The sequence below is a fragment of the Caulobacter sp. FG121 genome, assembly GCF_057809815.1.
The window spans coordinates 1-11556 of record NZ_JBMDKR010000001.1; the positions used below are offsets into that span (position 1 = coordinate 1).

Genomic DNA, 11556 nt, shown 5'->3' on the forward strand with positions numbered 1-11556 from the left:
CCCACTCTCTCAACCCAACCCCGGGTGAACAACCTTCATAGCTTCGACAGCTAGGCCTCAAGCCAGAACAGCGTCTCGACCGGCTCGCCCAGGGCCTTCGCGAGGCGCAGGGCGAGCACGGTCGAGGGCACGAACACGCCGTTCTCGACGGTGTTGATCGTCTTGCGGGTGACGCCCACCCGTTCCGCCAGGTCCGCCTGGGTCAGCCCAAGGCGCGTTCGGGCGGCCTTGAGCCCGTTGGCGAGAGATTGATCAGCCATGGCGCTCCGCGCGACTCTCCAGCCATACAAAACGCATGATCGGCACGACCACTCCGACCGAAAGCAGGCCGTGCACGACGTCGACAAGGCCGAGCGGCTCGAACAGGCTGATCACATAGAGCGACAGGCAGCCCAGGATCAGCACCCAGTAGCCCCAGGTGAAAGCCGACCGGCGATGCGCGCGGGTCACCTCGTCGTTGGCCATGGCCCGGACCTGAGAATTGCGCTCGCGCAGCAGGCCACCCCCAGTGGTCAGGAGCATCAACAGGGCCGCCACCCAGAATACCTGGGCGCTGAGCCTGACCTGTTCGACGGCCCGCAACGGTAGGGACAGCTCGTGGCGCGAGCTCCAGTACGAGCCCTGCCAGATCAGGAACAACACGCCCTGCGCCCAGAGAATCCGCGTGCGGCGGCGCTGCATGCGCTCGGCCCGCTCGACCAGTGACAGTTCCTTCTTCGCCATGACCCACCCCCAATATGTAACGTGAAGGTTACATGTAACCTCAGCGTTACATGCAGTCAAGGCCTTGGCCGACACCCGGCGATTGCGCTGGATCAAATCCTGCCCGCGCCGTTGCATCGGCGGCAAACCGCGCTAGCTTGCGCCTTACCTGTAGGGGAGATTTCGCCATGCGCGCTGATGTCAAAGTTCTGGTCCTGGTGAGCGCCGCGGCGCTTCTCACAGCCTGCAGCAAGCCTGCCGAGACCCCGGCCGCGGAGAACACTCCGACGGCTTCCGCGACACCGGCCGCCGCACCCGCGCCCGCCGCGCCTTCGGAAGCGGAAAGCGAGGCCGCCGAGCATGCCGCCAAGGCGCTCGCCGCCCTGCCCGCACCCTACAACACCGCCGATCTGGCCAATGGCCAGCGCACGTTCGCGCTCTGCCGCTCCTGCCACACGATCAACGCCGGCGGCATGAACATGACGGGTCCGAACCTGCACGGCCTGTTCGGGCGCAAGGCCGGGACGGTCGAGAAATTCAACTATTCCGACGTGGTCAAGAACGCCGGCTTCACCTGGGACGCAGCCCATCTCGACAAATGGCTGGCCGACCCGAAGGCGGATCTTCCCGGCACGCGCATGACCTTCATGGGCGTGAAGGATCCTAAAGCCAGAACCGATCTTATCGCGTATCTTATGGTCGAAACGGCAAAGCCCGCCGACGACTGACGAGATGCGATGGGCGATCGGGAAGCCCTGCTGATCCGCCTCTACGAGGCCTTCAACCGCAAGGACATCGACGCGGTCATGGCCGCGCTGCACCCTGATGTTTCGTGGCCAAACCTGTTTGGCGAAGGACGCCTGCATGGTCACGACGCCATGCGCGCGATGTGGCGTGGCCAGTTCTCCAGGATCGACCCTGAAGGCACGCCGATCAGCATTGCGACGCTGCCGGACGGACGGGTCGAAGTGATGCTGGCCTACGTCGTCCGCACGCTGGAGGGCAAACTGTTCACCGAAGAAATCGTCACCAACATCTACCGCTTCGAGGGTGACCTGATCATCGGCATGGAATGGAGCTGACCGGGCAACGCTCTGGCCAATTTCGCGCCAAGGTGGAATAACAGCAGTACGCCGCCTTTTGAGGGGTCGCGCAATGACCCGTGAAGAAACCCGCATTGACGCGCTCTGGGACGCGTTGAACCGTCAGGACATCGACGCGGCGCTCGCGCTCCTGCACCCCGACGTCGACTGGCAGGACGTCATGAAGGGCGGCCGTCTGAAAGGCGCCGCCGCAATGCGAGCCTACTGGACGGACGTCTATGCGCTGATCCGCTCGGAATCCTCGACGCTGGAGTACAGTGACGCCGGCGATGGTCGTGTCGTAGCCCGCAGTTGGCACAGCGTTCGCGACCTGAAAGGCAAGCTGTGGACCGAGGAAACCATGACCTATGTCTTCAGCTTTCGCGACGATCTGATCAGCCGGATGGACCTGGCGCCGGCCGCCTAGACCATCAGGTCGGCGCAGGCATCGAGGATGGCGTCAGCGTCGAGACGATACTTCGCGTAGAGGTCCGGCAGGTCGCCGGACTGGCCGAAGCTCTCTATACCCAGAGCCCTTACCCGTTGCCCGCGCACGGACCCTATCCAGGACAGGGCCGCCGGTGAGCCGTCGATGACCGTCACAAGGCCTGCCGTCGCGGCCAGATCGTTCAACAGGGTTTCAATGGTCGCGGTGCGACGCTCGCCCGTGGTCCAGCGCGCGCGACCCGAGGCGGTCCAGTCCGTGTGCAGGACGTCCGGCGACGTCACGGCCAGCAAGCCCGCGCCGGGTTCGTCTTCCAGCAGTTGCTCGAAGGCCGTCAGGACTTCCGGCGCGATCGCTCCGCTGTAGACCAGCGCCAGTCGGGCATCCCGCGCCGGACGCTTCATCCAGTAGGCGCCGGCGACGCAGCCGGCGCGCCAGCTGGCGTCCTCGCGCACAGGCTGGTCGATCACGCGGGTCGAGAGGCGCAGATAAGTCGAACCACCATCCGCCGCCTGAATCCGCTCGAAAGCGTGGGCCATCAGCACCGCCGTCTCGTCCGCGAAGGCCGGTTCATAGCTGTCCAGGCCCGGCTGACTCATCCCGATCAGGGGCGTGCCGATCGACTGGTGCGCGCCGCCCTCTGGCGCGAGCGTCAGGCCGGACGGCGTCGCCACCAGCAGGAAGCGGGCGTCCTGGTAACAGGCGTAGTTGAGGGCATCGAGCCCGCGGGCGATGAACGGGTCGTACAGCGTTCCTACCGGGAACAGCCGCTCGCCGAACAGCGGCGCCGAGAGGCCGAGCGCCGCCAGTACGATGAACAGGTTGTTCTCCGCGATGCCGAGCTCGACATGCTGGCCGGTCTCGCCCATCGCCCAGACCTGGGCGGAGGGGATGCGGCGGTTCTTGAACACGTCCTCATGCGCCCGGCGGTGGAATACGCCGCGTCGGTTCACGAAGCCCCCGAGGTTGGTCGAGACCGTCACATCCGGCGACGTCGTCACCACCCGGCCGGAGAACTCGTCGGTCGTCTTGGCGATCTCGAACATCACCTTGCCGAAGGCCGCCTGGGTCGACTGTTCGCCGCCGCCTTCGACAGCCAGGAGCAGGGTGTCGGCCGACGGCGTGGCGATCTGCGGCGCGACCTTGTGGCCGTCCTTGCGGGCGGCGAACGGCGCGGTTTCAACCAGGCGCTTCATTGCCTTCAACTCGTTGTCCGCGAGGCCGGAATAGATGTCCCACTCCTCCCCCTCCCGGACGCCGAGCCGGCCGCGCAGCTCGGCGATCTGGGTCGGGGTCATCAGGCCGGAGTGGTTGTCCTTGTGGCCGGCGAACGGCAGTCGCCAGCCCTTGACCGTATAGGCGATGAAGAAGCGGGGCGCGTCGTCCTCGGCCGCCCGGGCGAAGGCCTCCAGAATGGTCTCGAGGCAGTGACCACCGAGCTCGGTCATCAGCAGCGCCAGCTCGGCGTCGTCGATGCCGGCGATCAGCTTGAGCGCCGCCTTGTCGCCCGCTAGGTCAGCGGTCAGTCGCTCCCGCCAGGCCGCTCCACCCTGATAGGTCAGGGCCGAATAGAGATCGTTGGGCGCGCTTTCGATCCAGGCCTGAAGCGCCGAGCCCCCCGGCCTGGCGAAGGCCTCGCGCTGGCGCTTGGACCACTTGAGGGTTTCGACCGTCCAGCCCGCAGCCTCGAAGATCTCTCCGTAGCGGGTGAACATGCGGTCCGACGTCGTCGCGTCGAGGCTCTGGCGATTGTAGTCGACGATCCACCAGGTGTTGCGGACGTCGTGTTTACAGGCCTCGATCAGGGCCTCGTAGATGTTGCCCTCGTCCAGCTCGGCGTCGCCCAGCAGGCTGATCATCCGGCCCATGGCGTCGGGCTTCACCGCGCCGCGCGCGGCGAGGTAGTCCTGGGTCAGGCTGGCGAAGGCGGTCATGGCCACGCCGAGGCCGACAGAGCCGGTGGAGAAGTCGACGTCGTCGATGTCCTTGGTCCGCGAGGGATACGACTGCGCCCCGCCCAGCGACCGGAACCGCTGAAGCTGGTCGATGGTCTGGCGGCCGTAGAGGTGCTGGATGGCGTGGAACACCGGACTGGCGTGCGGCTTGACCGCCACCCGGTCCTGCGGCCGCAAGGCGCTGAAATAGAGCGCCGTCATCAGGGTGGTCATCGACGCGCAGCTGGCCTGGTGGCCGCCGACCTTCAGGCCGTCACGACTGTCGCGCAGGTGGTTGGCGTTGTGAATCGTCCAGCTGGCCAGCCAGAGAACCCGTTCCTCCAGACGGCGCAGCAGCGCGACATCCTTGCCTCGAACGGCGAAACCGGCGTCGTCCATATCCATCCCGGAGCGATTTACGGGCGAACCCTGCCCTCGGAGGGTGTTCTAGGCTGTCGCGGCGCGGACCGCCAGATGTCGACATTCCCGGTCAAACCGCTTTGGATAGTCCTTCAACGAAACCCAGGGAGACCCACAATGCCGCAGGCGCAGGCCAATGGGCTGACGATCGAATACGACATCCACGGCCCGGCCGACGGCGATCCGCTTCTGTTGATCATGGGCCTGGGCGCGCAGATGACCCGTTGGCCACAGGGTTTTGTGGACGAATTGACCTCACGCGGGCTTCGGGTGATCCGCTTCGACAACCGTGACGTGGGCCTGACCACGCGGATCGACGCGGCCGGGCCCGCCGATTTGCCGGGAGTCATCACCGCCCTGATGGAGGGGCGCACGCCGGATGTGGCCTATACCCTGTCAGACATGGCGGCGGACGCCGTGGGTCTGCTGGAGGCACTCGGGATCGCCCGGGCGCACATTGTCGGCGCGTCGCTGGGCGGTATGGTCGCCCAGCTGGTGGCGGCCGACTATCCCGACCGGGTGCTGTCGCTGACCTCGATCATGTCCACCACCGGCAACCGCGCCCTGCCCCCGCCGTCGGCCGAGGCGATCGCGGTGCTCAACAATCGCGGGCCGGACCCGCTGGTTGATCTCGAGGGATATCTCGACCACGCCGTCAAAGGCGCCATCGTCGTGGGCTCGCCCGGCTATCCGGCCAGGCCGGAGGACATCCGGGCGCGGTCGCTCGCCGACTTCAAGCGCAACTACTATCCGGTCGGATTCGGACGGCAGTATGCCGCCGCGGCCGCGTCGCCGGACCGCCGGCCGAAGCTGGCGACCATCACCGCGCCGACGGTCGTCATTCACGGCGCGGCGGACCCGTTGGTGCCGCTGGCCGGCGGCAAGGACACGGCCGAGAACATTCCCGGCGCCGAGCTGATCGTGATCGAGGGCATGGGCCACGATGTGCCCGCGCCGCTGTTCGCCGCCATGGCGGATGGAATTCAGAAGGCGGTGGCGCGGTCGAAGGCGACCGCCGCCTGACCTACCGGGAGGGCGCGGTTCCGGCCGCGCCCTCGCCATGCTCGAAGGCCTCGATCTGCCTGGCCGTCCATTCCGGCGACTTCGTGAAGCGGGCGAGCAGGTTGTAGAACACCGGCACGACGAACACCGTCAGCATGGTCGCGAAAATGGCGCCGAAGAAGATGGTCACCCCGATAGTCTGGCGGCTGGCGGCGCCGGCCCCCGACCACAGGATCAGCGGCAGCGCTCCGAAAGCCGCCGTGATCGAGGTCATCACGATCGGCCGAAGACGCAGCACCGCCGCCTCGATGACAGCATCGTGGATCGAGCGTCCACCGTCCCGTAGCTGGTTGGCGAACTCGACGATCAGAATGCCGTTCTTGGCGGCGATGCCGATCAAAATGATCAGGCCGATCTGGCTGTAGGTGTTGATCGTGTGACCGGTCAGCAGCAGGCCGAACAGACCGCCCAGCGCGGCCAGCGGCACCGTCAGCATGATGACCGCCGGGTGGATCCAGCTCTCGAACTGGGCCGCCAGCACAAGGAACACGAGCAGCAGGGCCATGCCGAAGGCCAGGTTCACGCCGCCGGACGCCTCCAGGTAGTCCTTGGCCTGGCCGTCCCAGGTATAGGTCACGCCCGGCGTGGGGTTCTTCGCCGCCTCGGCCTTCAGGAAGGTCACGGCGTCGGCGACCGTGAACCCCGGCGACAGTTGGGTGGTGAGCTTGACCGACCGCTGCCGGTCGGTGCGTTGCCGGTCCGGCGTATCGCCCCGCAGTTTCGTCGTGACGACGGCCGACAGCGGGACGAGCTGCCCGGACCCTGACCGAACGTAGAGGGTGTTGAGGTCGCCAAGGGTTCGGCGCTTGTCCAGATCGGTCTGGACGATGACATCGTACTCCTGACCGCCCTTGATGAAGGTCGTCACCCGGCGGGAGCCGAACATCGTTTCCAGCACCCGACCGATCGACTGGGGCGTCACGCCGAGCGAGGCGGCCTTCTCGCGGTCAATCTCGACCGACAGCCGCGGCGCGGTGGGTTCGTAGTCGAGCCGAGGGCGCGAAAAGCCGGGGTTGGCCTGCATGGCGTCGCGGATCGGCTCAAGCCAGCGAGCGATTTCGCCGTAGTCGTTGCCCAGGCCGACAAGGTCGACGTTTGTGCCGCCGCCCTGCCCGCCGCCACGCTGGAAGGCGCCGCGAACGCTGGCCACGGCCCGCACGCTGGTCAACTTGCTGAGGCTCTTGTTCAGCTCGTCGGCGACCTGATCCGACGTCTTCTTGCGTTCACCCCAGGGCTTCATCACCAGCACGCCGTTGCCGGTGTTGAACTGGCTCGCGCCAAAGCGGGGAATGCTGATCACATACCGTTCGATTTCACCCTGCTTGGCATAGCGTTTCATCTCCGCCTCGACCTTGTCGGCGGCGGCGCGGGTGTAGTCGAAGCCGGCCCCTTCAGGACCGGAGATGCTGATGTCGACCCGCCCGCGATCCTCGGCCGGCACCAGCTCCTGGGGCAGGACCACAAACAGGGTACCGGCCAGAACCGCCAGGACGAGCACCAGGCCCAACGCGCCGACGCCGGCGGCCCGGGTCGAGAGCAACATCTCCAGGGAGTGGCGATAGGAGTCCCTGACCGCGTCGACGGCCGCATCGACCCTGCGGGCGAGCCAGCCATTGCCGGACGCCGGGCGCAGGAGCTTGGAGGCCAGCATCGGCGACAACGACAGGGCCAGGAAGGCGGAGAAGGCCACCGCCGAGGCGATGGCCACGGCCAGTTCGACAAACAGCCGGCCGATGTAACCAGGCAGGAACATCAGCGGGCCAAACACCGAGATCAGTACGATGGTCGTGGCGATAACGGCGAAGAACACCTGCCGTGCGCCGCGGGTGGCCGCCACCGTTGGTGGTTCGCCGTCATCGACACGGCGCTGGATATTCTCGACCACCACGATGGCGTCATCCACCACCAGCCCGACCGACAGCACCAGCGCCAGCAACGTCAGGAGATTCAGCGAGAAGCCCAGCGGCGCCAGAACAATGAAGGTCGACAACAGGCAGATCGGCGCGACGATCGATGGGATGATCGCCGCCCGCCAGCTGCCGAGGAACAGCATGTTGACCATCGCGACCAGGGCGATGGAGATGCCCATCGTGATCCAGACTTCCCTGATCGCCTCGGCCGTGAACTGCGAGGAGTCCACGGCGATGACGATCTTGGTGCCTTCCGGCAGCGTCGCGTTGATGGCCTTGATTTCGGCCCGGGCGGCCTTGGCGATGGCCAGGTCGTTCGACTGCGACTGGCGGCTGAGGAAGATGCCGACCTGATTGATGCCGTTGCCGCGGAACAGGCGTCGCGCCTCGGCGGGCCCCTCCTCGATCCGAGCGACGTCGCCAAGCCGGGTGACATAGGCGTTGCTGGCGGCGGCCTGGCCGGCGACCTTCAAGGGCAGGGTCGCGAAATCTCCGGGGCGGGAATAGCCGCGATTGACCCGTATGGTGAAATCACGCGTCGTGCTTTCAAGGGCGCCGGCCGGCAACTCCACGTTCTGGCTGTTGAGCGCGTTCTCGACATCATCGACGGTCACGCCGCGAGCGGCCATCTGGTCCGCGTCGAGCCAGATACGCATGGCGTAGGTCGGGCCGAGCAGCCCCACGGTTGCGACGCCCGGAATTGTCGACAGCCGCTCCACGAGGAAGCGGTCGGCATAGTCGGACAGTTGCAGCGGATCCAGCGTCGTCGACGTCATGTTGAGGATCATGATCGGCGAGGAGTCGGCGTTGGCCTTGGCGATCTGCGGCGGATCGGCCTGGTCGGGCAGCTGGTTGACGACACGGCTTACCGCGTCGCGGACGTCATTCGCCGCGGACTCGAGATCGGTGGAGAGATTGAAGGTGATGTTGATCTGGCTGCGGCCGTCACGACTGGACGACGAAACCCTGTCGATGCCCTGAACGCCGCTGACCTGGCGTTCCAGCACCTGGGTGATCCGCTCCTCGACGATTTCCGCCGAAGCGCCGCGATAGGTGGTGGAGATCGATACCACGGGCGGATCAACGCTCGGCAGTTCGCGAATGGGCAGGCTGAGGAACGCCGCCAGGCCGATAACGCAGAGGATGATCGCCGCGACCGCCGCGAAGACCGGCCGCTTGACCGACAGGTCCGACAGCATCAGCCGGCCTTCCGCGCCGGCGCGCCGCCAGGCGGGGGCTTGCGACCGCCGTCTGCCTTGACCGGTTGACCGTCCTGGATGCGGTTAAGACCGTCGCCGACGACCTTCTCGCCGGCCCGCAACCCGCTGGTGATCTCGACGAAGCCGCCTTCGGAGGCGCCGGTCTGCACCGCCTGTTTGCGGGCGGAGAACCCGTCGCCACGCGGCGTGATGACAAAGACGAAGGCCTGATCACCCTCGAACTGGACGGCGGCCTCGGGCACGGCCAGGCCTTGCCGGGCCCCGTGCGAGATCGAGACCCGCATCAGCATGCCCGGCTTGATCCGGCCGCCGGCGTTGGAAAACTCGGCGCGGGCCGTGAGCGCCCGGGTAGCGGTATCGATGCGGCTGTCCAGGCGGGCGATGCGGCCGGGGATGGCCTGATCCGGCCAGGCATCAGCCCGGGCGACGATCGGCGCCCCCTCGGCCAGGACCGACAGATAGCGGTCCGGCACCTCGAAATCGACACGCACCATGGAAAGGTCATCGAGTGTCACGATCGGCGCGCCTGGACTGATCAGGGCGCCGGGAGCCACATCGGTCAGCCCCACAACGCCGGAAAAGGGAGCACGGATAACCCGATCCATCTTTCGGGCGCGGGCCGCCTCGACGCCCGCGCGGGCCGTGTCGAGCGCTGAGCGGTATTGCTCCGCCGTGGCGCGCGGCGCGATGCCCTGGTCGGCGAGCGTCTTCCAGCGGGCGTAGTCGCGTTCGGCCTGGGCCAGTCGCGCCTGGGCCTCGATCAGGCCTGCATCTTCCTCGCCGGCCTTGAGCTCGACCAGCACCTGGCCGCGGGCGACGTGCTGGCCGTCACGGAACCGGACGGCGGTGACCAGCTCGCTGGTGTTGGATGTTATGGTCACGGACTCGCGGCCCTTGGCCACGCCCAAGGCCTGAATGGTGTCTGCAAACGGCCGGAGCGCCACCACAGCGGGGGACACCGCGGCCGCGCGACCCGCGCCGCCGCCGCCCTTGCCCTTGGGCTCGGCGGTCGCCAGCTTCAGGCCGCCGCCCAGCAGCATCAACGCCAGAAAGGTCGCGGCGGCGGCGAGAAAGAAATGGCGGCGTATCACGGACGGCTCCCGGCGCCGATCGAACCAACGGCTACTGCAGGGGTCATATAAGACCATTGCCGTGAACGTAAACCGGAATGAGGTGACCGAACCATGACGGCCTGTGACCGCCGTGAAACGATCAGAATGCTCGCCAGAGGGCCAGTACCGGCCCGCGCTCCAGCGGAACCGCGCGGCCGGCGACCGTTTGGCGCCAGCCGGCCTGAAGACGCCAGATGCCAACGCGTCTTACCGCCGAAACTTCAAGCTTCAACCAGGATGACCCGTCGGACCTGTTTTCCGCCCGCCCGGCGTAGGCCTGGGCCAGCACCTGCCAGCCTGCGGCCGGCTCCATCCCGAGGGTCAGGTCGAGGTGGGTTTCATCCGACAGCCCCGAGCGGGCCAGGCGCGCCAGCTGCACATCGAAGAAAGCCGCTCGTTCCGCCAGCGTGATCGAGCGCCCCGCCAGCAGGCGCACCTCGACGTCCGCCTGTCCGTCCCCGGCGGCCGCGTAGCCGGCGTTGCGTCCTTCTCCGGCCAGAGCGCCGCCGACATAGACGCTGACCGCCCCACGTGCGTCATTCAGGAGGGCGTAGCGCAGGCCAAGCTCGAGCGGCCCTCGTCCGCCATAGTCGGCGAAGCCGTCCCTGCCCCGGGTCCAGCCCGCCCGTCCCTGAAAAGTCAGCCGCCGGGTCAGGCCTCGCTCGACATAGAGGCTGATCGCATCATCTGACTGGTCCGGCAGGCCGAAGCGTCCACCTTCGACGTCGAACCCTTCGTCAGCCGCGGACCGTTCGTATTTCAGGATCGCAAGGGTAGCGCCGGGTTCGACCGGCCAGGCCCCGGCGCTCGCCGCGCAAGGAAAAGCCGCCGCGAGCGCAACGCCCGCGACGGCTCTTCCGATCGTAGATAGCAGGTCTAGGCGTCGTAGCCCGGCAGGCTGCGGTCCAGCTGACGCAGGCAGCCCGGCCAGGCCAGGTTGCCGATCGGGCCCATGCCGCGGCCCATCTGGTTGCGCACTTCCGCCTGGGCGGAGTCGGGCGCGGTCAGGACGCCGTCGCGTCCGGCCGACAGGGCCATGGTCTGCTGAAGACATGCGCGCTCCAGATAGAACATGCTGAGCCAGCAGGCCGCCGCCGTGTCTCCGACGGCGAGCGTGCCGTGATTGCGCAGCAGCATCGTGGTCTTCTCGCCCAAGTCAGCCACAAGACGTTCACGCTCGTCAAGATTGAGCGCGATACCTTCATAGTCGTGATAGGCGAGTTGCGGCAGCACGATCAGCGCATGCTGCGACAGCGGCAGCAGTCCGTCCTTCTGCGCGGACACGGCGACGCCCTGATCGGAATGCAGGTGCATCACGAACATCGCATCCTCACGGGCCGCGTGGACCGCCGAGTGGATCGTGAACCCCGCCGGATTGATGAAGTACGGGGTCTCCTGGAGCACCCGACCTTCGAGGTCGATCTTGACCAGCGAGCTGGCGGTGATCTCGTCAAAGAACATGCCGTAGGGGTTGATCAGGAAATGGTGCTCAGGCCCGGGAATGCGGGCCGAGATGTGGGTGAAGATCATGTCGTCCCACCCATGAAGGGCGACCAGCCGGTAGAGGGCGGCGAGATCGACCCGCGCCTTCCATTCCGCTTCGCTGACCTTGCCCTTCAGCGAGCTGACGCCCGCCATTGATCCGTCGGCCATGGCGCTTCTCCTCCCG

At 66.9% G+C, this 11556-nt stretch carries 11 protein-coding genes; 4 read left to right on the top strand and 7 right to left on the bottom strand.

Annotated features, from left to right (window positions below; translation table 11 throughout):
* Positions 1-50: 50 nt before the first annotated feature.
* Positions 51-260: a helix-turn-helix transcriptional regulator gene (locus ACODSL_RS00005; protein ID WP_488898572.1), complete on the bottom strand. Its 210-nt coding sequence runs from the start codon at positions 258-260 to the stop codon at positions 51-53.
* Complete coding sequence (locus tag ACODSL_RS00010; protein WP_488898573.1) at positions 253-723, bottom strand: hypothetical protein; 471 nt, start codon at positions 721-723, stop codon at positions 253-255. The genes ACODSL_RS00005 and ACODSL_RS00010 overlap by 8 nt, the downstream gene beginning before the upstream one ends.
* Before the next feature lie 167 nt (positions 724-890).
* Here ACODSL_RS00010 and ACODSL_RS00015 point away from each other — a divergent pair, with 167 nt between their 5' ends.
* The 3 genes from ACODSL_RS00015 (at position 891) to ACODSL_RS00025 (ending at position 2211) form a co-directional block, all read left to right on the top strand.
* The gene (locus ACODSL_RS00015; RefSeq protein ID WP_488898574.1) at positions 891-1430 is read left to right on the top strand and encodes a c-type cytochrome; all 540 of its coding nucleotides are present in this window, start codon (positions 891-893) and stop codon (positions 1428-1430) included.
* A gap of 9 nt (positions 1431-1439) precedes the next feature.
* On the top strand, positions 1440-1784 hold the full coding sequence (locus ACODSL_RS00020) for a nuclear transport factor 2 family protein (protein ID WP_488898575.1): 345 nt from the start codon (positions 1440-1442) through the stop codon (positions 1782-1784).
* A gap of 73 nt (positions 1785-1857) precedes the next feature.
* Positions 1858-2211 (top strand): nuclear transport factor 2 family protein, encoded by a 354-nt coding sequence (locus tag ACODSL_RS00025; protein ID WP_488898576.1) that lies wholly within the window; start codon positions 1858-1860, stop codon positions 2209-2211.
* Here the strand turns inward: ACODSL_RS00025 and ACODSL_RS00030 are convergent.
* Entirely contained in the window at positions 2208-4562 is a 2355-nt protein-coding gene (locus ACODSL_RS00030) for a transketolase (protein ID WP_488898577.1), read from the bottom strand. The genes ACODSL_RS00025 and ACODSL_RS00030 overlap by 4 nt on opposite strands.
* 138 nt (positions 4563-4700) lie before the next feature.
* On the opposite strand from ACODSL_RS00030, the gene ACODSL_RS00035 reads away from it, so the two are divergent.
* The gene (locus ACODSL_RS00035; protein ID WP_488898578.1) at positions 4701-5606 is read left to right on the top strand and encodes an alpha/beta fold hydrolase; all 906 of its coding nucleotides are present in this window, start codon (positions 4701-4703) and stop codon (positions 5604-5606) included.
* 1 nt (position 5607) lies between these two features.
* Here the strand turns inward: ACODSL_RS00035 and ACODSL_RS00040 are convergent, their stop codons facing one another.
* From ACODSL_RS00040 to ACODSL_RS00055, 4 genes are all read right to left on the bottom strand, one after another.
* A complete protein-coding gene (locus tag ACODSL_RS00040; RefSeq protein ID WP_488898579.1) occupies positions 5608-8754 on the bottom strand; it encodes an efflux RND transporter permease subunit in 3147 nt (1048 codons plus the stop codon).
* The gene (locus tag ACODSL_RS00045) at positions 8754-9866 is read right to left on the bottom strand and encodes an efflux RND transporter periplasmic adaptor subunit (protein WP_488898580.1); all 1113 of its coding nucleotides are present in this window, start codon (positions 9864-9866) and stop codon (positions 8754-8756) included. Before ACODSL_RS00045 ends, ACODSL_RS00040 begins: the two co-directional genes overlap by 1 nt.
* 121 nt (positions 9867-9987) lie before the next feature.
* Positions 9988-10323: a hypothetical protein gene (locus ACODSL_RS00050; RefSeq protein ID WP_488898581.1), complete on the bottom strand. Its 336-nt coding sequence runs from the start codon at positions 10321-10323 to the stop codon at positions 9988-9990.
* A gap of 440 nt (positions 10324-10763) precedes the next feature.
* On the bottom strand, positions 10764-11540 hold the full coding sequence (locus ACODSL_RS00055) for a class II aldolase/adducin family protein (protein WP_488898582.1): 777 nt from the start codon (positions 11538-11540) through the stop codon (positions 10764-10766).
* Positions 11541-11556 lie beyond the last annotated feature (16 nt).